Annotated in this window: 16 protein-coding genes, 1 tRNA gene and 1 pseudogene; 9 read left to right on the top strand and 9 right to left on the bottom strand. The window is 57.7% G+C overall.

The features are described 5' to 3' along the window. Positions 1-50: 50 nt before the first annotated feature. Positions 51-1136, top strand: a complete 1086-nt coding sequence (locus L2I46_RS18510) for a tartrate dehydrogenase (RefSeq protein ID WP_102002256.1) — start codon at positions 51-53, stop codon at positions 1134-1136. 374 nt (positions 1137-1510) lie between these two features. Here the strand turns inward: L2I46_RS18510 and ptsP are convergent, their stop codons facing one another. Then, positions 1511-4012 carry a phosphoenolpyruvate--protein phosphotransferase gene (gene ptsP / locus L2I46_RS18505; RefSeq protein ID WP_236948132.1) on the bottom strand — a complete coding sequence of 834 codons (2502 nt, stop codon included), beginning with the start codon at positions 4010-4012 and terminating at the stop codon, positions 1511-1513. 309 nt (positions 4013-4321) lie between these two features. On the opposite strand from ptsP, the gene L2I46_RS18500 reads away from it, so the two are divergent. From L2I46_RS18500 to L2I46_RS18480, 5 genes are read left to right on the top strand one after another with little or no spacing between them, the layout of a single operon-like run. Then, positions 4322-5398, top strand: coding sequence for a PTS fructose transporter subunit EIIC (locus tag L2I46_RS18500; RefSeq protein WP_023289077.1), 1077 nt, complete (start codon positions 4322-4324; stop codon positions 5396-5398). A gap of 20 nt (positions 5399-5418) precedes the next feature. Further along, complete coding sequence (locus tag L2I46_RS18495) at positions 5419-5739, top strand: PTS fructose-like transporter subunit IIB (protein ID WP_023289076.1); 321 nt, start codon at positions 5419-5421, stop codon at positions 5737-5739. Positions 5740-5789: 50 nt separating this feature from the next. Then, positions 5790-8087 carry a formate C-acetyltransferase gene (locus tag L2I46_RS18490; RefSeq protein ID WP_032455297.1) on the top strand — a complete coding sequence of 766 codons (2298 nt, stop codon included), beginning with the start codon at positions 5790-5792 and terminating at the stop codon, positions 8085-8087. After that, positions 8053-8928: a [formate-C-acetyltransferase]-activating enzyme gene (locus L2I46_RS18485; protein WP_064158250.1), complete on the top strand. Its 876-nt coding sequence runs from the start codon at positions 8053-8055 to the stop codon at positions 8926-8928. Before L2I46_RS18490 ends, L2I46_RS18485 begins: the two co-directional genes overlap by 35 nt. Positions 8929-8943: 15 nt before the next feature. Continuing rightward, positions 8944-9285: a PTS fructose-like transporter subunit IIB gene (locus tag L2I46_RS18480; RefSeq protein ID WP_023289073.1), complete on the top strand. Its 342-nt coding sequence runs from the start codon at positions 8944-8946 to the stop codon at positions 9283-9285. Between the two features lie 13 nt (positions 9286-9298). Here L2I46_RS18480 and L2I46_RS18475 read toward each other — a convergent pair whose 3' ends face one another. Continuing rightward, positions 9299-10066 (bottom strand): phytanoyl-CoA dioxygenase family protein, encoded by a 768-nt coding sequence (locus L2I46_RS18475; RefSeq protein ID WP_023289072.1) that lies wholly within the window; start codon positions 10064-10066, stop codon positions 9299-9301. Between the two features lie 261 nt (positions 10067-10327). On the opposite strand from L2I46_RS18475, the gene L2I46_RS18470 reads away from it, so the two are divergent. Next, positions 10328-11161 (top strand): helix-turn-helix transcriptional regulator, encoded by an 834-nt coding sequence (locus L2I46_RS18470; RefSeq protein ID WP_023289071.1) that lies wholly within the window; start codon positions 10328-10330, stop codon positions 11159-11161. A 17-nt stretch (positions 11162-11178) separates the two neighbouring features. Here L2I46_RS18470 and L2I46_RS18465 read toward each other — a convergent pair whose 3' ends face one another. From L2I46_RS18465 to L2I46_RS18450, 4 genes are all read right to left on the bottom strand, one after another. After that, complete coding sequence (locus tag L2I46_RS18465) at positions 11179-12078, bottom strand: GGDEF domain-containing protein (protein WP_072420454.1); 900 nt, start codon at positions 12076-12078, stop codon at positions 11179-11181. Between the two features lie 244 nt (positions 12079-12322). After that, a complete protein-coding gene (locus tag L2I46_RS18460; protein WP_023289069.1) occupies positions 12323-13351 on the bottom strand; it encodes an ABC transporter ATP-binding protein in 1029 nt (342 codons plus the stop codon). Between the two features lies 1 nt (position 13352). Then, positions 13353-14927 carry an ABC transporter permease gene (locus L2I46_RS18455; RefSeq protein WP_236948131.1) on the bottom strand — a complete coding sequence of 525 codons (1575 nt, stop codon included), beginning with the start codon at positions 14925-14927 and terminating at the stop codon, positions 13353-13355. A 21-nt stretch (positions 14928-14948) separates the two neighbouring features. Beyond that, complete coding sequence (locus L2I46_RS18450) at positions 14949-15965, bottom strand: iron ABC transporter substrate-binding protein (protein ID WP_236948130.1); 1017 nt, start codon at positions 15963-15965, stop codon at positions 14949-14951. Positions 15966-16367: 402 nt separating this feature from the next. On the opposite strand from L2I46_RS18450, the pseudogene L2I46_RS18445 reads away from it, so the two are divergent. Beyond that, a pseudogene (locus tag L2I46_RS18445) lies at positions 16368-16982 on the top strand (CSS-motif domain-containing protein); the annotation flags it as partial. A 111-nt stretch (positions 16983-17093) separates the two neighbouring features. Next, the gene (locus L2I46_RS18440) at positions 17094-17903 is read left to right on the top strand and encodes an EAL domain-containing protein (RefSeq protein WP_224252777.1); all 810 of its coding nucleotides are present in this window, start codon (positions 17094-17096) and stop codon (positions 17901-17903) included. A 44-nt stretch (positions 17904-17947) separates the two neighbouring features. Here the strand turns inward: L2I46_RS18440 and L2I46_RS18435 are convergent, their stop codons facing one another. The 3 genes from L2I46_RS18435 to L2I46_RS18425 all read right to left on the bottom strand — a co-directional run bounded on the left by L2I46_RS18435 (position 17948) and on the right by L2I46_RS18425 (position 21188). After that, the gene (locus L2I46_RS18435) at positions 17948-18289 is read right to left on the bottom strand and encodes an STAS domain-containing protein (protein WP_023289065.1); all 342 of its coding nucleotides are present in this window, start codon (positions 18287-18289) and stop codon (positions 17948-17950) included. A gap of 63 nt (positions 18290-18352) precedes the next feature. Next, positions 18353-20779 carry a glycogen/starch/alpha-glucan phosphorylase gene (locus tag L2I46_RS18430; RefSeq protein ID WP_236948129.1) on the bottom strand — a complete coding sequence of 809 codons (2427 nt, stop codon included), beginning with the start codon at positions 20777-20779 and terminating at the stop codon, positions 18353-18355. Positions 20780-21100: 321 nt separating this feature from the next. Continuing rightward, a tRNA-Ser gene (locus L2I46_RS18425) sits at positions 21101-21188 on the bottom strand. Positions 21189-21226: the final 38 nt, after the last annotated feature.

Here is a 21226-nt window from a genome sequence, read left to right as displayed (position 1 = left end):
TATAGGATAAGCAGGTGGTCAAACATCATCGCTAAAAAGTGAGAACCGGAATGAAAAAAACCTGTCGTATTGCCGCCATCCCGGGTGACGGAATTGGCAAAGAAGTCCTGCCTGAAGGGATCCGCGTACTGAAAGCCGCCGCGCAGCGGTGGGATCTGGCGCTGAGCTTCGAGCAGATGGAGTGGGCAAGCTGCGAATATTATGCTCATCACGGTAAGATGATGCCGGACGACTGGCGCGAGCAGTTAAAGGGGTTCGACGCCATCTACTTTGGCGCCGTCGGCTGGCCGGATACCGTCCCGGATCATATCTCGCTGTGGGGGTCGCTACTGAAGTTCCGCCGCGAGTTCGATCAGTACGTCAACCTGCGCCCGGTGCGCCTGTTCCCCGGCGTCCCCTGCCCGCTGGCGGGGAAAAAGGCTGGCGATATCGATTTCTACGTGGTGCGCGAGAACACCGAAGGCGAATATTCCGCTCTGGGCGGGCGCGCCAATGAAGGCACCGAGCATGAAGTGGTGATTCAGGAGTCGATCTTTACCCGCCGGGGCGTTGACCGTATCCTGCGCTACGCCTTCGAGCTGGCGCAAAGCCGCCCGCGCAAAACGCTGACCTCGGCGACGAAATCCAACGGGCTGGCCATCAGCATGCCCTACTGGGATGAGCGGGTGGAGGAGATGGCCAAAAACTATCCCGAGATCCGCTGGGACAAGCAGCATATCGATATTCTCTGCGCCCGCTTCGTGCTGCAGCCGGAGCGGTTTGACGTGGTCGTCGGCTCCAATCTGTTCGGTGATATTCTCTCCGATCTCGGCCCGGCCTGCACCGGTACCATTGGTATTGCGCCATCGGCCAATCTCAACCCGGAGCGCACCTTCCCGTCGCTGTTCGAGCCGGTCCACGGTTCAGCGCCGGATATCTACGGGAAAAATATCGCCAATCCGATCGCCACCATATGGGCCGGGGCGATGATGCTTGATTTTCTCGGGAACGGCGATGCGCGCTATCACGCCGCGCACAACGGCATCCTGGCGGCAATTGAGCAGACGATCGCCAGCGGGCCGAAGACGCCGGATATGCAGGGCAGCGCGTCAACGCAGCAGGTCAGCGACGCCATCTGCAAGGCTATTTTGGCGTAATTATCCCGGCCGCTCACAGGTCGCGCTACGGCTGACCTGGGCTACAAAAGGCACGATAATGGAGTGAGTAGGCCGGGTTAGGCGCAGCCGCCACCCGGCACAAAATCGTCTCCGCGCCTGATGCCATCGCCCGGCGGTGCGGCGCTTGCGCGGGCCGACTGACGGTCAGAGCTGGATTAATCGATATAGTTATCAGTTTGCAACGGTTTCGCCCCGGAAAAACGGTTGTTCTGTGTTATGTCCGGGCAGATGGCGCTCCCGATATGTCTTCTGCGTTAAGTCTCTCCTGGCACCGGGAGCACATAGGGAGAGGCTCGTCGCCACCTCCACCAGCATCCACGGGCTCAGGCCAGCGGCGCGGGCCGGATAACCGATCACAACTCCAGCTCGCGGCGCAGCAGTTGCGCGATAGCCTCGCTGCTCTCTGCGGAAACCAGCGCCTGGCGGAACTCGGCGTGCATAATGCGCCGCGCCAGGCGCGAGAAGATGCGCATATGCTGGTCGCCCGCCGAATGCTTGTTTAGCGTCAGCATAATCACAAACTGCGCTTCTTCATCACCCCACTTCACCGGCTGCGCCAGGCGGGCGACGCTAATGGTCGACTGCTCAATATGCTCGGATTTACTATGCGGAATGGCAAAACTGAAGCCCAGCCCGGTGGAGAACACCGCCTCGCGGGCCCAGAGATCGGCCTCCAGCTTGCGTGGATAGCGGCAGCGCCCGGCCAGCAGCAGGTTATCCGTCATCCCCTTCAGCACCTCCTCCTTGCTGCGCCAGTCACTGTTGAGGGTGATGCACTGGCGGCTAATCAACGGCACATCCTGCTGGCGCATGCGGAACTGGGCCAACAGATGCTCCACTTCCAGCGAGGTACGGCACTGCATCGCCTGATTCAGCAGCTGACGGCAGGCGCGGCTGTCCATCTGCGCCAGACGCGCTTTAGTCGCCGGGATCGCCGGCGCGCTCATGCTCAGTTCATCCAGGCCGAGGCCGACCAGCAGCGGCAGCACCGAACCTTTGGCCCCCAGCTCGCCGCACAGGCCGATCCATTTCCCCTGCCGGTGCGCCGCCTGCACGGCATAGTCCAGCGCACGCAGGAAGGCCGGGTTGAGACTGTTGTAATGGCGCGTCACTTTCGCATTATCGCGATCGACCGCCAGCAGATACTGCGTTAAGTCATTGCTGCCGATGCTAAAGAAGTCCACCTCTTCGCAGCACTGATCGATGATGAACATCACCGACGGCACCTCCAGCATGATGCCCAGCGGGATTTTTTCATCAAACGGGATCTGTTCGACGCGCAGCGACTGTTTGGCCTCCGCCAACCGCTCTTTCACCCACAGGATCTCTTCCATTGAGGAAATCATCGGGATCATGATCTTCAGCGAGCCGTGCGCCGAAGCGCGTAGAATCGCCCGCAGCTGAGTATGAAACAGCGCCTGGTACTCTTCATAGATGCGCACCGCGCGGTAGCCGAGGAAAGGGTTATTTTCCGCCGGAATGTTGAGGTAGGCCACCGGCTTATCACCGCCGATATCCATAGTCCGCACGATAATGCTGCGCCCGGCGGCAGGCTCCAGCGCCTGGCAGAAAATGTTGTAGAGTTCGTCTTCCGATGGCGCGCCGGGCCGGTCCATATAGAGCATCTCCGTGCGGAACAGGCCAACCGACTGCGCGCCGTTGTTGAAGGCCGCCACCGCCTCTACCGAATGGGCGATGTTCGCCGCGATCTCGACGCGGATACCGTCTTCCGTCTGCCCCGCCTTATCCAGCCATACCTGCTGCTGTTGCTGGATCTGCGCCTGAACCCACGACTCCTGCTGATAGTAGCGCGCCACCGCCGGACTCAGGTCGACCACCAGCAGCCCGGCGTTGCCGTCGATCTGCACCTGAGTATCCTCCCAGGGCAACAGTGCGTCGAGGTCAACCCCCACCAGGGTCGGGATATTGAATGAGCGGGCAAGGATCACGGTGTGCGACGTAGTGCCGCCGCTGCGCAGCAGCAGCCCTTTGAGATGCGTTTTATCCAGTTCGAGGAACTGGCTGGGGGTGAGTTCGTCGGCAAGGCAAATGGCGGCTTCCCGCAGTTGACCCGGCGCCGGGAAACGGGCTTCGCCATAGATATGCTGCAACAGCTGGAAGCAGACATCGCGCACATCCAGCACTCGCTCCTGCAGATAGCTGCTGCCGGAATCGCGGAACTGGGCGCAGAAGTGGTCGCTGGTGGCGACGATCGCCTGGGCGCAGCTGAGACCGGTGAGGATCCCGCCGAGCAGATGCTGGCGCAGCGAGGCATCCGTCGCCAGCGAACGGTGAGCTTCCAGTATCGCGCTGGCGGTACCGTCATTGTCCAGCAGCCGCAGTTCGATATCTTTCACCAGCAGGCGCAGGCCGTTATCCAGTGCCGCCTGCTCCTGTTCAGGACTGCTGGCGACGGGCAGTGCGCCAAGCTCGTGCAAATCGCGGGATTTTAGATGGATGAGTCTGCCCCCCGCGCTGCCGGCGCAGACCGGACTGGCATGGAACAGCGTCGGGTTCAGGCGTGAGAGTGACTCCGGCACCGGCTGGACGTCCAGCGCTTGTGCCGTAGGCAGCGGCGCGTCGCAGTGAGGAAATTCATCACGCAGAAAGGCCGTTAACGCGGCGTAAGCCTCGGCTTCATCTTCGCCGCTGATAAGCAGCTGGCAGGTGTCGCCCTTCAGGGTGTTCGTGCCGATGACCGCCAACGCGCTTTTGGCATTGCCACCGGTATCGCAGCGCAGGTTCCGCCACTCAATTGCCGATGAAAAACGGTTACACAGCGTTTCGACCAGACTGGCCGGACGCGCATGCACGCCGTTGGGCAAATCACATGTAAATTCAATGACCAGAGCCATCGCCTTCCTCCTGAGTAATCCATTAATTCCCCAAAAGGTAATGAAAGATGGTCAAGTGGACTAGGTGACAAAACTGGCAATTACTGGACTATTGTACACACGATACTTTTTTATGCCCGCCATCACAATTCCACCCTTTTAGCGCTCACTCCTCCTGTCATCACTAAGATTTGAGGTGGATCGCAATTCTTTTCTAACCTTACAAATATCCAGTAAATGCACTTTTTCTCTACTGTTTTATGCGGCGCCCTTTTTCTAATGTTGAGCCATCAATACTGTCACGGGCCCTACAGCGCTCAGGAGCAAGCAATGAACGAACTGGTGCAAATACTAAAAAATACTCGCCAGCATCTGATGACCGGCGTGTCACATATGATCCCCTTCGTGGTCTCCGGCGGGATCCTGCTGGCGGTGTCCGTCATGTTGTATGGCAAAGGTGCGGTTCCGGATGCCGCCACTGATCCCAACCTGAAGAAACTGTTTGATATTGGCGTCGCCGGCCTGACGCTGATGGTCCCTTTTCTCGCCGCCTACATTGGCTACTCCATCGCCGACCGCGCCGCGCTGGCCCCCTGCGCCATCGGCGCCTGGGTAGGTAACAGCTTCGGCGCCGGCTTCTTTGGCGCGCTGATCGCTGGGATGATCGGCGGTCTGGTGGTCTATTACCTGAAAAAAATACCGGTCCACAAGGTGCTGCGCTCGGTGATGCCGATATTCATTATTCCCATCATCGGCACCTTTATTACTGCCGGGATCATGATGTGGGGGCTCGGCGAACCGGTAGGCGCGCTCACGGCAAACCTGACCAACTGGCTGCAGGGCATGCGCGAAGGCAGCATCGTGGTGCTGGCCATCATTATGGGCCTGATGCTGGCGTTTGATATGGGCGGCCCGGTGAACAAAGTGGCCTACGCCTTCATGCTGATCTGCGTTTCACAGGGGGTCTATAGCGTAGTGGCTATCGCCGCCGTCGGCATCGCCGTACCGCCGCTGGGGATGGGACTGGCGACGCTGATCGGCCGCAAATATTTCACCGCCGAAGAGAGGGAAACCGGCAAAGCGGCGCTGGTGATGGGCTGCGTCGGGGTCACCGAAGGGGCGATTCCCTTTGCCGCTGCCGACCCGCTGCGCGTTATTCCGGCCAATATGATTGGCGCGGCCAGCGGCTGCGTCACCGCGGCGCTGTTGGGCGCCCAGTGTTACGCCGGCTGGGGCGGGCTCATCGTGCTGCCGGTGGTCCAGGGCAAACTCGGCTTTATCGCCGCGCTGCTGGTCGGCGCCTGCGTCAGCGCCGCCTGCGTCATTGTGCTGAAAGCGCTGGCTAAAAAGAAATCGTCTGACGCCAAAGCCGACGACGAATTAGACCTTGATTTTGAAATTAACTAACAGACTGGAAGGAACAGATTATGACCCACATTATCGCTGTCACCGCCTGCCCGTCGGGTGTGGCTCACACCTATATGGCCGCCGAATCGTTAGAAAGCGCCGCTAAGGCCAAAGGCTGGCAGGTCAAAGTTGAAACCCAGGGTTCTATCGGCATTGAAAACGAGCTGACCGCGGAAGAGATCGCCGCCGCCGATATGGTCATTCTGACCAAAGATATCGGTATCAAATTCGAAGAGCGTTTTGCCGGGAAAACTATCGTACGCGTCAATATCAGCGATGCGGTCAAACGCGCCGACGCCATCATGAACAAGATAGACAGCCACCTTTCCCAACGAGCCTGAAGCCTTAAAAGGGGCGCCCGCGCGCCCTTCGCCACAACATGGAGTTTGTCATGACGAATCGTACTCAACGCCTGAAAGCCAGCCTGTTCGCCCAACCGCGCGAAATATCACTTGAACGCGCCCTGCTGTATACCGCCAGCCATCGGCAAACGGAGGGCGAGCCGGTGATTATTCGCCGGGCGAAGGCCACCGCCTGGATCCTCGATAAGGTAGACATTTCGATTCGTGATGATGAACTGATTGCCGGCAACCGTACCATCAAACCGCGGGCCGGCATTATGTCGCCGGAGATGGATCCCTACTGGCTGCTTAACGAGCTTGACACCTTCCCGACCCGACCGCAGGACCGCTTCGCGATAAGCGAAGAAGATAAGCGCGTCTATCGGGAAACGCTGTTCCCCTACTGGGAAAAGCGCTCAATGAAAGATTTCATCAACGGCCAGATGACCGACGAGGTCAAAGCCGCCGTCAGCACCCAAATATTCAGCGTGAACCAGACCGATAAAGGCCAGGGCCATATCATTATCGACTATCCGCACCTGTTGAATAATGGCCTGGACGCGCTGGTTGCGGAGATGCAATCACACTGCGACCGGCAGCCTGATAACCCTTTTTATCAGGCGGTATTGATCCTGCTGGAGGCCTCTCAGCGCCATATTCTGCGCTACGCCGCGCTGGCCGAGGAGATGGCTGGACACTGTCAGGATCCGCAGCGTCAGCGGGAGCTGTTAACCATCGCCGCGATTTCGCGCCACAATGCGCAGCACCGGCCAACGGACTTCCCCCAGGCCTGCCAGCTGTTCTGGTATATGAACATCATTCTGCAGTACGAATCCAATGCCAGCTCCATTTCGCTCGGCCGTTTTGACCAGTACATGCTGCCGTTTTATCAGGCGTCGCTGAATCAAGGACAGGATCCGGCGTCGCTCAAGGAGCTGCTGGAGTCGCTTTGGGTAAAATGCAACGACATCGTGCTGCTGCGCTCCTCCAGTAGCGCACGCTATTTCGCCGGTTTTCCCACCGGGTATACCGCCCTGCTCGGTGGGCTAACGGAAACCGGGCGCAGCGCGGTCAACGTGCTGTCATTTTTATGCCTCGATGCCTATCAAAACGTGCAATTGCCGCAGCCGAATCTTGGCGTGCGGGTGAACGAGCTGATTGACCGCCCGTTCCTGCGTAAAACCGCCGAAACCATCCGCCTGGGCACCGGCATTCCACAGATTTTCAACGACGAGGTGGTGGTCCCCGCCTTCCTCAATCGTGGCGTGTCGCTGGAAGACGCCCGCGACTACGCGGTGGTCGGCTGCGTCGAGTTGTCGATCCCCGGCCGCACCTACGGCCTGCATGATATCGCCATGTTCAACCTGCTGAAGGTCATGGAACTTGTCCTGCAGGAAAATGAAGGGCAACCGGAGGTCAGCTGGGAAGGGCTTATCCGCCAGATGCGCGACAAAATTCGCTATTACATCAAGCTGATGGTCGAGGGCAGCAATATCTGCGATATCGGCCATCGCGACTGGGCGCCGGTGCCTCTCCTCTCCTCGTTCATTAAAGATTGCGTGCAGCACGGTAAAGACATCACCGCCGGCGGAGCGCGCTATAACTTCTCCGGCGTCCAGGGCATCGGGATCGCCAACCTGAGCGATTCGCTTTATGCCCTGAAGGGGATGGTCTTTGACCAGCAGCGCCTTAGCTTTGACCAACTGATGGCGGTACTGAAAGCCAACTTCCAGACGCCAGAGGGAGAGAAAATCCGCGCCCGGTTGATCAACCGTTTTGAAAAATACGGCAACGATATCGACGACGTCGATAATATCAGCGCCGATCTGCTGCGCTTTTACTGCAAAGAGGTGGAACAATATCTGAATCCGCGCGGCGGGCGTTTTACGCCCGGCTCCTATACCGTCTCGGCGCACGTGCCGCTGGGCTCGGTGGTGGGGGCTACCCCGGACGGGCGGCTGGCTGGCGAACAGTTAGCGGACGGCGGCCTGTCGCCAATGGTCGGCCAGGATGCCCAGGGGCCGACGGCGGTGCTGAAATCAGTCAGCAAGCTGGATAACTATCTGCTGTCGAACGGTACGCTGCTCAACGTTAAATTCACCCCGGCGACGCTGGCCGGCGACGGCGGGCTAAACAAGCTGGCAGACTTTTTACAGGCTTTCTGCAAGCTCAAGCTGCAGCATATTCAGTTTAACGTGGTCAATGCCGACACCCTGCGTGAAGCGCAGCAACGGCCGCAGGACTTTGCCGGCCTGGTGGTGCGCGTCGCGGGCTACAGCGCCTTCTTTGTTGAGCTGTCGAAGGAGATTCAGGATGACATTATCCGCCGCACCGCGCATCAGCTGTGAGGTGATGGAGACGCGCGCCGACCGGGCGCGCATTTTTAATCTGCAGCGCTACTCGCTCAATGATGGCCAGGGGATCCGCACGGTGGTCTTTTTCAAAGGCTGCCCCCACACCTGCCCGTGGTGCGCCAACCCGGAGTCAATGTCACCCAGGATCCAGACCCTGCGCCGGCAGAGTAAATGCCTGGGTTGCGCCCGCTGCCAACAGGATGTCGCCGAGTGTCCCTCCGGGGCATGGGAGCAGATCGGTCGCGACATGACGCTGGATAACCTCCTTCAGGAGGTGCTGAAGGATGAAGTCTTCTTCCGCGCCTCCGGCGGCGGTGTCACCCTCTCCGGCGGTGAAGTGCTCATGCAGGCCGAATTTGCCGCCCGCTTTCTCCAGCGCCTGCGCCAGTGGGGGATCCGCACCGCCATCGAAACCGCTGGCGACGGGCCCTTTAACCGTTTTTTACCGGTGGCTGAAGCCTGCGACGAGGTGTTATTTGATTTTAAAATCATGGAACCTGAGCGGGCATTGTCGCTACTGCGAATCAATCAGCCGCGGGTACTGGATAATTTTCGCCAGCTGGCGGCTAGAGAGATCAACCTCATCCCACGCGTGCCGCTGATCCCGGGCTATACCATGAGCGTCGATAATTTTCGCCAGATTCTGAACTTTCTCGCACCTTTTAATCTTACAGAATTGCACCTGCTGCCATTTCATCAATACGGCGAGCCCAAATACCGTCTGCTGGGCAAACCCTGGGCGCTGGCCAGGGTGAAAGCGCCTGACGAAGCGGACATTCAACCTTATCGGGTAATGGCCGAAGCGGCCGGATTCCACGTCACTATCGGCGGTTAACGCCAGGAGGATGTTATGGACTTCAATATTATCGCCGTCACCGCCTGCGTCAGCGGAGTGGCGCACACCTATATGGCTGCCGAACGGCTGGAAAAGGTCGGTCATCATGAAAAATGGCATCTTAAGGTGGAAACTCAGGGCGCGCTCGGCGTTGAAAATCGCATTACCGCAGAAGATATCGCCCGCGCCGAAGTGGTGCTGCTGGTGACGGATATCGAAATTGACGACGCCCAGCGCTTTCGCGGCCTGCGGACGATTAAAACCAGCATCAAGAGCTTCCTGCTGCAGCCGCAGCAGATCGTCGAGGCCGTGAAAAGCATCATGAAAAAGCCGGTCGTCTATGTTGAACTTCCCTGACCGGCGACAGGCCTTACTCTACATCCAGCAACCACTTTTGCGCTGGCGTCAGGCGGCTGGCCGTCTCGGGCGTCAGCCAGCGCCGCTGGTCCTGCTGCGGCGTATCCGCGCGATCGATGTATAACCCATGCAGCACCCGTCGTCTGCTGCCCTCACGATTACGCGTGCCGCCGTGCCAGGCGTGAGCGTTGTAAATCATCACGCTCCCGGCCGGCGCAGCAAACACGATTTCATCAGGGTGGGCCTGCTCCGGGTCGGCCAGTACCTCTTCCGGGAGCTCAGGACGCAGGTGGGTACCGGGGATAATCCGCGGTGCGCCGTTGGCGGCGCTCAAATCGTCTATCGCCCAGATGGTATTCACCAGGTGGACTTTGGGAAAATCCGGGCGCGGCTTTTTCCAGTCGGCGTGCAGCGGCTGGTGGCCGCCGTTATATAACGCCTCGCGCGCGTTGAGGCTGGAGACTTTAAAATCGCCGTTGAAGATATAGCGGCAGGCGGAGAGGATCAGCGGATGAGCCCAGACTTTCTCCCAGATAACCCCCTTATTCACCAGGTTGGCGATCCGCGTCGCGGTCGCTTCCTGATGATGTTCCATCGCCAGATTGTCGCCTTCGCGCTCGACCAGGGTATCAATTAGCCGTCGCATTTCGCTCAGCCACTGGGCGTCAACGACATTATGCACAACGGTGTAGCCGAGGGTGTCGAGCTCGTGTTTCATTTGCGCGCTGAGCGCCAGGCTGGCGCCTAACGCATCGAGAAAGCTAGCTGATGATGAGTTCATGTTGCGTTCCTTTTTAACGTTCCGATAACACAAACAAACTCTACTGGTCCATCCGCGGCATGACAGGAGGCGAGCGCTACGAAAAACTGGACATACGTACGCGAGCCAACAAAGTGTGATGGGCGTCAACAATCACGTTTTCGGCGATGCCTGTGCTGTAGCTGACCGGGAATCCACCGCGCAAAATGGCTTAACAAACGCTGCCGGGGAGGAAAAAATAAATTATCATCAACAGGATAATGCGCATGCTGAGGGCAAAGAATGATTGAAGATCTGCCGGATATACTGCATCGGTTAATCGGTCAAAAAGATCGCTTACAGGTGAGATTTCCTGAGCCGGATATCTCCGTGCCTGCCCTTGCCTTCAACGTACCGTTTCCACGTCTGGAAATTGTGCTGGAGGGTCAGCTTAATGAACAGGGGCTGCCGCTAGCCGCTTCGACGTTAACCGCGCTGCAGGTACTCTACGTGCAGGCGGGAAAGTGGACGCTGCCGCAGTGGACCGGCCCGGCCACTACCCTGAGTATCCTGTTTGGCCGGCAGAAACTGGGATTCAGTATTCAGCGCTGGGACGGGAAAAGCCTGCACACGGAGAAGCAAAGCGTTGCCCGCCTCGGGCCGCGCGTGGGCTCTTACCTGCTGCTGAGCCTGAATGAAGTCAGCCTGCAGCCCGATCCGCTGACCGCCCGGCTGGTGGTCGCCGCGCTACTGAGCCACTGTCGCGAACAGCTGGTTGGGCTGGAAATGCGCGTCAGTCGCAGCCGGGATCTGTTTCTTGCCGTTCAGGACTATCTCGAGGAAAATCTGAGCCTGCCGCTGACGCGGGAATCAGTGGCCAGACGTTTTCACATCACGCCCAACTATCTTTCGCATATTTTTCAGAAATCAGGCTCGGTGGGATTTAACGAATATCTGACCCGGGTGCGTCTTGAAAAGGCAAAACAGCTGCTGCGCGGCTATGACCTGAAGGTGAAAGAGATCGCCCATAACTGCGGCTTTGTCGACAGCAACTATTTTTGCCGGGTCTTCAAACGCTACACCGAGCGTTCGCCGTCAGAGTATCGGCGACACTGCCGCAGCGCGCAGCAGGCCTAACCTGCCGTGTCGGAATATTACGCCCACTCCACGCGCCCGCGCCCGTTGTGCTTGGCCTTGTACAACGCCTCGTCGACTTTGCGGATAAACGTCTCCTGAACTTCGCCCGGCCGCCAGGTTCCAACGCCAATGCTGATCGACAGCGGTGTTTGATGATTGATCAGGATGGTGCGGGCATTGTCGAGGATCGCCTGCGCCAGATCGTGCAGCTCAGGCTCCGACAGGCCATCGACGATAATGGCAAACTCTTCCCCACCGATACGCGCCGGCAGGACCTGCTCGCTGGTCAGTTTCGCCAGCTGTTTCCCCAGGGAAAATAACACTTCATCCCCCACCAGGTGGCCCCAGGTATCGTTGATTTTCTTAAAAAAATCGATATCCAGGATCATGAGCCCCAACGCATGTCCGGACTTTTCGCGAATGGTATCGATAAAAAAGCGGCGGTTGGGCAACTGAGTGAGCTCATCTTTTAGGGATTGCGAGCGCGCGTCAACGTACAGCAGGTTGATGCGCTCAATAATTTTGTAGACGCCCACCACGGTCAGCAGCATCCCGGAGAGGCGCAGCAGATCTTCGCAGTAGTAGCCCATCCAGCGCGGCTGAACCACCATCTCATCCATCACATCGAACGTGCCGCCGGCAATCCACAGCAGCAGCCCATAGCGCACCCAGTTGACGGCAATATGGCTCATCCGCACCTTCGCTGAGCTCCACAGCATAAACACCAGAAACAGCAGCGCCAGCAAATCGATATAGAGTCCGGGGTTGGCCAGGATTTCTCGCCACGTGCCGATGGGCGGCGACACCAGCGCACAGCCGACAGCTACGGCGACGATAACCAGCAGCGCAGGCAGTAGCGTACCCCGCGCCAAAGCGGACGGAATGGGGCGTTTCGCAGGAATAAGGCATTCAGGCATAGCGATGTCTCATGGTAACCACAGGGCCGATCGCGGGACAGGATAGCAGTTAAGCGCAGCGGGACGAATGAAAAAGCGACGCGCCGACAAAACGGCGGTGAGGTAGACTGACCCCGCGGAATTGTTCCAACGTACTACCACTCCATGGCGACGAGGTCAGTGGCGCGGATACTATCGGCTAAATCCATCAGCTGATTAGCTTTCCGTGCGGCGCCACCGATAACCGGCGGCGCCTGCTCAGAGATTAGCCGCTGAACACTCGCGCCTTGCCGCTGACCGTCAGTCGCACCGTCGCGCCGGGCTGCCACGCCGGCTGGCTTACGGTTCGCAGGACAATCGGCCGATCGTGCCCGGACATCGACAGCGTCAGCGTGGAGAGCTGGCCGGAGAAATCAACATCGCGGATAGTGGCGGTACTTTCCTGCGGCCCGCTCACGCTGACGCTCAGCTGTTCCGGACGCAACATCACCTTACCTTCACCAGCAGGATGCCCTGCGTCTGTCGCCAGGTCGCCCAGCGCGCAGCTGGCCCGCCCGGGGCTCAGCCGTGCGGGGAGGATCAGGGCATCGCCGAGAAACAGCGCCGTCTCTTCATCCACCGGCTGCGCGTAAACCGCCAGCGGGGTCCCCACCTGGGCGAAACGCCCCTGGCGCATCACCGCCACCTGTGTGGCGAACGACAGCGCTTCGGTCTGGTCATGGGTCACCAGAATCGAGGCGATGCCGGTCTCCGCCAGCAGATCGGCGGTCGCTTTGCGCGTGCTGGCGCGCAGTCCGGTGTCCAGGGCAGAAAAGGGTTCATCGAGCAGCATCAGCGCCGGCTGCTGGGCCAGGGCGCGAGCCAGAGCCACACGCTGCTGCTGGCCCCCGGAGATCTCATGCGGCCAGTGGCGCGCCAGGCTGTGGTCGAGGGCGACCATCTCCATCAGCGCGCCCACCCGGCGACGTTTTTCCTCGCGGCTGGCGTCCAGTCCCCAGGCGATATTGTCCGCCACATTGAGGTGAGGAAACAGCGCCCCCTCCTGCGGAACGTAGCCGATCCGACGCTGGTGGGCAGGAACAAACACGCCCTCGGCAAACAGCGGCGCGCCGTGCATCACGATCCGCCCGCTGTCGGGCGTTTCGAAACCGGCGAGAATGCGCAGCAGCGTGGTTTTTCCCGAACCCGACGGACCCACTATAGCCGTCCGGCTACCCGGCGCCACCTGAAGATGAATATTATCGAGGACCTGCGCGTCGGCGAAGGATTTCGAAACAGAAGACAATTCCAGCATGTTACAACCCTGCCATTTTTTTCGACTGCATATAGAGAACCGCCGTCAGCGGCAGCGAAATGACGATCATCAACAGCGCGTAGGGCGCCGCCGCTACGTAGTCGATCTCGCTGGTTAACGCCCAGAATCCGGTCGACAACGTGCGGGTGCCTAACGGCGAGAGCAGCAGCGTGGCGGTCAGTTCATTGCTGACGCCGAGGAACACCAGCGCGGCGCCGGCGGCCGCCCCCGGGGCGGCAAGCCGCATGGTGATACTCCACAGGGCGCGGGCCGGGCTGCGTCCGAGACTGCGGGCGACGTTTTCCAGCTCCACCGGCGCCTGGGCGATACCGGCGCGCAGGTTAATCAGCGCCCGCGGCATAAACATCAGCAAATAGGCCAGAAACAGCGTCACTTCTGTCTGGTACACCGGACGGGCATAGTGGATGGTGACGGTGACCAGCGCCAGCGCGGTCACGATGCCGGGCAGCGAGCTGGTGATGTAATTACACCCCTCCAGCAGGCGGAACAGCGGACGCGGATAGCGCACGCCGAGCCAGGCGATGGGGATCGCGCAGACCGTCGTCAGCAGCGCCCCGCCCGCCCCCAGCAGCAGCGTTTGACGCAGGGAATGCCACAGATCGGCATGCAGCCAGTTGTCGATACCGCCCAGCCACAGCCAGCGTCCCAGGACCAGCAACGGCACCCCCATCGCCAGCAACACCAGCAACAGAAGCAGCAGCTGCGCGCCGAAAGCGGCCCCTTTACCCAGCACCAGGCGCTTCTGCTCGCGCGCCGCCCCGGCGCCGATACGCGCATAGCGCGCTTTACCGCGCGAAGCGCTCTCCAGCAGCAGGATCGCCAGACAGCACAGAGCCAGCACGCCCGCCAGCATATTGGCGGCCGGACCGCTGAAGGTCGACTGGAACTGATCGTAAATGGCGGTAGTGAAAGTATCGAAGCGGATCATCACATACAGACCATATTCCGCCAGCAGATGCAGAGCCACCAGCAGCGCACCGCCGCAGATAGCCAGCCGCAGCTGCGGGAGGACCACCCGAAAGAACACTTTCCACGGCGGAGTGCCCAGCGATGCGGCGACATCTTCAAGCGTGGGATCGAGTCGGCGCAGCACGGCCGTCACTGGCATATAGATAAACGGATAGTAGGCCAGCACGGAAAGAAACACCCCGGCGCCCAGGCCATGCAGCGAGGGCGCAGCGCTGACCCACGCGTAGCTCTGAACAAAGGCTGGAATGGCCAGCGGGGCCACCGCCAGCGCCGACCACAGCTGCCGCCCGGCCAGCGCGGTACGTTCCGTCAGCCAGGCCAGCGTCACGCCAAGCACAATGCTGATGGGGACCGCCAGCACCGTCAGCCACAGGGTATTGCTGAGCAGCTCGCCTACCCGCGGGCGAAAGACCAGCGCTTTGATTGTCGGCCAGCCGGTATCGAATCCGACCGCCACCACAAACCCTAACGGCAACAGCGCCAGCAATGAAAACAGGAGCGCTAAGGCAACCATCGGAAATGCAGGACGCCTGCGCTCGGGCAGGCGTCCTGTTTTCTTTCCGAGCGACAGACTCAGAACAGACATAGCAACATCACTTCCTCAGGATCAGAGCAGGCCAGCCTGCGTCATCAGTTCAATGACCTTTTTACTGTTCAGCGAGGAAGGTTCTACCTTCGGGGCATCCAGATCTTTCAGCGGGGTCAGTTTCGGGTTAGAGGCCGCGTCTACCCCCACCGCATATTCGAAGGCGTTATTGGTGCGCAGCGCATCCTGTCCCGGCTTACCGGTGATCCATTTAATAAAGGCCTGAGCCTGCGCTTTATGTTTGCTGGAGGCCAGCACGCCGCCGCCGGAAATGCTGACGAAGGCCCCTGGATCCTGGTGTTTGAAGTAATACAGTTGGGTGTTTTTGCTGTTCTCGCCGGTTTTTGACTGGTCAACGAAGCGATAGTAATGGTAGATCACCCCGCCGTCGATCTGCCCGGCGTTGACCGCTTTCATCACCGTGCTGTTGCCTTTATAGGCGACAAAGTTGGTTTTCATCGCCTTCAGCCAGTCGAGGGTCGCCTGCTCGCCTTTCAGCGCCAGCATTGCGCTGACGATAGCCTGGAAATCCGCCCCCGATGGCGAAGCCGCCCAGCGGCCCTTCCACTCCGGTTTTGCCAGATCCATCAGCGAGTGCGGCAGCTGCGCCTCGCTGATTTTCGCCGGGTTATAGACGAAGACGGTGCTGCGCGCGGCGATGCCGATCCAGCGACCGTGCTGAGGGCGGTACTGCGCCGGAACCTGCTGCAGGGTCGCCGCATCCAGCGGGGCGAAAAGTTTGGCATTATCAACCAGCACCATCGACGGCGAGTTCTCGGTCAGAAACACATCGGCTGGCGACGCGGCGCCTTCCTGAACCAGCTGATTACCCAGCTCGCTGTCATCACCATTGCGCAGCGTGACTTTAATACCGGTCTCTTTCGTAAATCCATCCACCCACGACTTCACCAGATTTTCGTGTTGGGCGTTGTAGACCACAATCCCGTCCTGACCGTCAGCCGCCATCCCTTGCGGCGCCAGAAACAGTGAAGCGGCAACCAGCGCTGCCGTGCGGAGGGGCGATAAGCGAGATTTCATGAACGCATCCTTAATGAAATAGGGCAATTAATGGTAAATAGCCTGAGCGGAGAGGATTAAATCACAGCAAAAAAAGAATGATAATGAAAACAATTATCATAAACTTAAAAAAGCAAAAAATAGCGCCGGTCTGTTATTAGGGATTAGAAAATGCTTAAAACCATCCGTTCCCGAAATTTAGATTAAGAAAACATTAAGCTGCGATTATTTTATTGCCTTCGTGACAGAGCAGCCGCCTCTGCACGTTATCTGCGGTCTTTGCCGGCGGGTATTGTGATACTGATCATGTTTTTAATATGCGCCGTCATCATGAAAGATATCCCCCTTCTACGATCATTAAAAAGCCTTTACCGTCAGAGGGATGGTTAACTTTATGCACACTCACCCTGGCACGCACGATAAATGAAAGAGATAAAGCGGCGAAACGCATGGATTGCCTTTTCCCTGGCGCTGGTGGTATTTCTGGCTGGCGTGTTCGTCATTAACTGGCAACTGTGGCATTCCGACCAGGCCGCCCATGTCGCCGCCGCCCGCCAGGCGGCGACGAAAATCGCCGTTATTCTGGATGAGGCCCGCACAGCAACGGTGACGGCGATGAACGTTAGCCGCAGCGGGTGCTCGGAACAGGGTCAGTTTCAGCTCGGAACGGAGGCCGCCCTGCAGCCGCATCTGCGCACCATTATGCTGATAAAAGAGGGCCAGGTGTGGTGCTCATCCCTGCCCGGCAACCGGGTCCTGACGCTCAGCCCTGTTTCTTTATCTGACGAACCTCTGATGCTGCTCCCGGCCAGAATGATGGTCAATAAGCGTCCGGTGCTGATCTATCAGACGCACTCAGCGCAGATCCGGGTAATTGTCACTATCAGCGACGTCCATCTGCGCGATGCGCTATATAGCGATTCGGATAGCAATGGGCTGGCGCTATGGGTTCAGGATCAAATGATTACCAGGCATGGCGATGTCCAGCCACAGGCTGCTGATCCAAGCCGGAGCGTTTTTACCTCGCCGGCCTATCCGTTTCGCATTGCCTATCCCGAGTCATCTTTTTTAAGCCCCGGCCGCCTGGTGAATAATGGCGCCGGTTTGCTGATTTTTATTTTCTCTGTTTCGCTGCTGTTTTATTTTCTGATGCGTAAATTTCTCAATGTTTACACCTCTGAAGAGGAAAAGTTACGCTACGCCATCGCCCAGGGCTATATCGTTCCCTACTACCAGCCTTTGGTGAACGGGAAAACCGGTGAGATATACGGTGTGGAAATACTGGCACGCTGGCAAAACACCACCACGCCCTCGCGTTCACCTGCTGAATTTATACCGCTGGCCGAGCGTACCGGCTTAATTATTCCGCTGACCCGCAGCCTGATGGCGCAGGTAACCGCCCAGATGAGACCGCTCTTTAATAAACTACCGGATGGGTTTCATATCGGCCTCAACATCAGCGCGTCGCATATTAACTCGCCGACGTTTATCGATGATTGTCTGCACTTTCAGCGCGGCTTTGAGGGTAAAGCGGTAAAGCTGATGCTGGAGATCACCGAGCAGGAACCGCTGTTACTCAATGGGGCGGTGGTCGACAAGCTCAACAGGTTACACAACTGTGGGTTTTCCATCGCGCTGGACGACTTTGGTACCGGCTATTCCGGGCTTTCCTATCTGCACGAACTGGTGTTTGATTACATTAAAATCGATCAGAGCTTTGTCGGTCGCGTGACCGGAGAGACGCCGTCAAGCAAGCTGCTGGACTGCGTGATAGAGATGGCCCGAACGCTTTCACTGCGCATCATTGCCGAGGGCGTTGAAACCCAGGCCCAGCTGGATTACCTCAATCGCCAGAATATTCCTCTGCTGCAGGGCTACTTCTTCTGGAAGCCGATGCCCTACGTCGCGCTGGTGATGCTCCTGCTGAGTAAACCGAAGGCACGGATTATCGAAGAATAAGCGGGCGGTCAGTAACCCGGCGGCAATCCTGCCCTGCACAAACCTCATCCCTGAGCAAACAGGTTCAGCGCCTCCTGACGGTTCTCTTTAATAGAAAAGATACGATCCATACGGGTAAGCTTGAACAGGTTCTGGATCGTCCCGTTGAGCGAACACAGCACCAGCTCTCCCTGCCCACTGACGCTCTTGAGTATGGATACCAGGGCACCCAGGCAACTGCTGTCGATAAACTCGACATGGCTCAGATCCAGCAGTACGTTTTTTGTCTCCCCGTCGATGGCCTCGAGGACCTGCTGCTTAAACGCCGAGACAACGGAAGCATCCAGTCGACGCACCAGGGGCACGATAATTTTGACGCCCTGCTCAGTATGTAATTCAACGTTCATCTTTATCCTCAATGTTGGCTGACACCTGTCAACGCGACTCAGTTCTGTTTGGCGTGTGCTTTTTTAGCGGGTGATGCCCCAGATATCCCTGGCGTAGCCGCGGATGGTTCTGTCGCTGGAAAACTCCCCCATCCGGCAAATGTTGAGCAAGGCCCGGCGGTGCCAGCGATCCGGTTGTTCAAAATCAGCCATCGCCTGCTGTTGCACCTGACAATAACTGTCGAAATCCAGCAGATGGCAGTAATGATCGGCCCCCGTCAGCATCTGATGCAGCGGCGCAAACCGTTCGCGATCGGCGGTAAACTGCCCGGACACCAGGCTATCGACCACTCGCGCGATAGCCGGATTCTGATGATAGAACGCATGGTGACGCCCGAGGCGTCGGCTCTCTTCAATCTCTTCCGCCACCGCGCCAAACAGATAAAAATTATCGATCCCCACTGCCTCGCGGATTTCGATATTCGCCCCATCATAGGTGCCGATAGTTAACGCGCCGTTCATGGCAAACTTCATATTGCTGGTGCCGGACGCCTCGGTCCCGGCGGTGGAAATTTGCTCAGAGAGATCCGTGGCGGGAATAATTTTTTCCGCCAGCGAGACTTTATAATCTTCGAGGAAAACCACTTTAAGCTGCCCGGCGACCTGCGGGTCACTGTTAATTTTTCGGGCAACGGTATTAATCAACTGAATAATCAGCTTCGCCATCCGGTAGCCCGGCGCCGCTTTACCCGCAAACAAATGGACCTTAGGCGCAATCGTTCTCCCTGCCTCTTTGATATCCAGGTACAGCGCGATCACGTGAAGAATATTGAGTAACTGTCGTTTGTATTCGTGAATACGTTTGACCTGACAGTCAAACATGGCCAGCGGATCCAGCGGGATGCCGTAGCGTTGCGCCACCAGCTGGCTGAGCGCGGTTTTGTTAGCAAATTTTATGGCCCGGATATTGTCAATAACGGCCGGATCGTCCACCAGGTTTTCCAGACGGGAGAGCTGGGGTAAATCGGTTGGCCACCCCTCCCCCAATTGTTTGTGCAAAAACTCTGCCAGCCCAGGGTTAGCCTGCTGCACCCAACGACGCGGTGTGACGCCGTTGGTCTGATTAATGAATTTCTCCGGGGTGATAAAATAGAAATCAGGCACCAGCTGTTTTTTGACCAATTCTGAGTGCAGCCACGCCACCCCATTCACGCGATGGCTACCGACAATGGCCAGATTAGCCATGCGGATTTGCTTATCATGATGTTCGTCAATTAAAGACAGCGAAGATAACAGATGATTTTTATCCGGCCAGCGCCGGGCCACCGCTTCGAGAAAACGGTGGTTAATCTCAAATATAATCTGCAAATGACGCGGCAGAAGTTTCTCAAACAACGACACCGGCCAGGTCTCCAGCGCTTCCGGCATCAGCGTATGATTGGTATAGGCGCAGGTATTTTGCGTTATCTCCCACGCCTGCTCCCAGGGCAGTCGGTATTCGTCCACGAGGATCCGCATCAGCTCCACCACCGCCAATGCCGGATGGGTGTCATTAAGCTGAATAGCCACATGCTGCGCCAGCAAAGTAATGTCGTCATTAACCTCAGCGTAGTCACGAAATATATCCCGCAGCGTACAGGCCACCAGAAAATATTCCTGGGTCAGCCGCAGCTCTTTTCCGGTCAGCACCTCATCGGAAGGATAGAGTATTTTTGAAATATTCTCCGAGGCGATTTTTTCACTCACCGCCTTGATATAATCGCCGCGATTAAAAATATGGATATTAAAGGAGTCAGAGGCTACCGCGCTGTAGAGACGCAGCTTGTTGGTGGTCGTATCCCGGTAGCCGGAAACAAAATAGTCATGGGGAATACCAACGATAGTTTTCCAGCCGAGCCACATCGGGTTGTAATTACCATCTATATCTTCGCTATGCTCGATATACCCCCCCAGCGGGATCAGAATGTGCTGGGCGTGATGCTCCACCAGCCATGGGGAATGCATGGAGTGCCAGTCATCAGGATGTTCGATCTGCTGATCGTTTTGAAAGGACTGGCGAAAAAGGCCATATTCGTATTTGATGCCATGCCCGGACGCTGCAATGTCAAGGGTGGCCATCGAGTCGATAAAGCAAGCGGCTAAGCGCCCTAATCCGCCGTTACCCAGCGCGGCGTCAGGCTCCTCGTCAAGGAGGCGTTCAAGATCAAACCCCAGGTCATTGACCACCTGGCGCATCTCCGACAGTAAATTCATATTCACCAGGTTATTACGCAGCGACTGGCCGAGTAAAAACTCCATCGACAGGTAGTAAACTCGCTTTTTTCGCGCTTCGCGCTGCCGCGCCTGGCTCGACAGAAAATGGTCCTGCTGAAAATGACGAATGGCCAGCGCCACCGCGTTAAAAATATCGCCTTGCGTGGCTTTATTTAAGCTGACACACAGCGTGTATTTTAATTGTTCTTCAACCAACGCCCGTAATTCTTTGATATCTTGCGGATTAATGACAGGCATGCTGACCTCACTGGCCTCTTTTCTGCGTAAAACCGTGGCAGGTAAATCATCATTTTTCCAAGTATAGACGAAGTTTTTTTGCGGAAAGTTTTTATTCCTGAGCATCAATTCGCTTATATCGTGCTTCGGAACAATTAACATTCCGCCTTTTAAACGGATTGGTGGTTTCATTTTCGCCAGCTGATTACGCTGCGGCGCTGACAGAGTCAACGAGATTTCGCATGGCGGGTTTGCGAAGTCGAAGGTCAGGATGAAGCGCGGTTGGGATGGTCAAAGGGAAAAGCAAAAAGGGGTTACCTTTCGGTAACCCCTTCTTTTATATGGCGGAAGCGCAGAGATTCGAACTCTGGAACCCTTTCGGGTCGCCGGTTTTCAAGACCGGTGCCTTCAACCGCTCGGCCACACTTCCGGTGTGAGGCGCACTATAAACACCTCGGCGGATGCTGT

This window comes from Klebsiella sp. 2019SCSN059, assembly GCF_021739525.1.
In the GTDB taxonomy this organism is placed as follows: domain Bacteria; phylum Pseudomonadota; class Gammaproteobacteria; order Enterobacterales; family Enterobacteriaceae; genus Klebsiella; species Klebsiella quasipneumoniae.
Note: the sequence above shows the minus strand (reverse complement) of the source record. Positions and strands in the feature narration are given on the sequence as shown.

Excerpts from the sequence above, each read along its gene's own strand:
- L2I46_RS18510 (WP_102002256.1), top strand. The coding sequence starts at position 51 with ATGAAAAAAACCTGTCGTATTGCCGCCATCCCGGGTGACGGAATTGGC.
- ptsP (WP_236948132.1), bottom strand. The coding sequence starts at position 4,012 with ATGGCTCTGGTCATTGAATTTACATGTGATTTGCCCAACGGCGTGCAT.
- L2I46_RS18500 (WP_023289077.1), top strand. The coding sequence starts at position 4,322 with ATGAACGAACTGGTGCAAATACTAAAAAATACTCGCCAGCATCTGATG.
- L2I46_RS18495 (WP_023289076.1), top strand. The coding sequence starts at position 5,419 with ATGACCCACATTATCGCTGTCACCGCCTGCCCGTCGGGTGTGGCTCAC.
- L2I46_RS18490 (WP_032455297.1), top strand. The coding sequence starts at position 5,790 with ATGACGAATCGTACTCAACGCCTGAAAGCCAGCCTGTTCGCCCAACCG.
- L2I46_RS18485 (WP_064158250.1), top strand. The coding sequence starts at position 8,053 with ATGACATTATCCGCCGCACCGCGCATCAGCTGTGAGGTGATGGAGACG.
- L2I46_RS18480 (WP_023289073.1), top strand. The coding sequence starts at position 8,944 with ATGGACTTCAATATTATCGCCGTCACCGCCTGCGTCAGCGGAGTGGCG.
- L2I46_RS18475 (WP_023289072.1), bottom strand. The coding sequence starts at position 10,066 with ATGAACTCATCATCAGCTAGCTTTCTCGATGCGTTAGGCGCCAGCCTG.
- L2I46_RS18470 (WP_023289071.1), top strand. The coding sequence starts at position 10,328 with ATGATTGAAGATCTGCCGGATATACTGCATCGGTTAATCGGTCAAAAA.
- L2I46_RS18465 (WP_072420454.1), bottom strand. The coding sequence starts at position 12,078 with ATGCCTGAATGCCTTATTCCTGCGAAACGCCCCATTCCGTCCGCTTTG.
- L2I46_RS18460 (WP_023289069.1), bottom strand. The coding sequence starts at position 13,351 with ATGCTGGAATTGTCTTCTGTTTCGAAATCCTTCGCCGACGCGCAGGTC.
- L2I46_RS18455 (WP_236948131.1), bottom strand. The coding sequence starts at position 14,927 with ATGTCTGTTCTGAGTCTGTCGCTCGGAAAGAAAACAGGACGCCTGCCC.
- L2I46_RS18450 (WP_236948130.1), bottom strand. The coding sequence starts at position 15,965 with ATGAAATCTCGCTTATCGCCCCTCCGCACGGCAGCGCTGGTTGCCGCT.
- L2I46_RS18440 (WP_224252777.1), top strand. The coding sequence starts at position 17,094 with ATGCGTAAATTTCTCAATGTTTACACCTCTGAAGAGGAAAAGTTACGC.
- L2I46_RS18435 (WP_023289065.1), bottom strand. The coding sequence starts at position 18,289 with ATGAACGTTGAATTACATACTGAGCAGGGCGTCAAAATTATCGTGCCC.
- L2I46_RS18430 (WP_236948129.1), bottom strand. The coding sequence starts at position 20,779 with ATGCCTGTCATTAATCCGCAAGATATCAAAGAATTACGGGCGTTGGTT.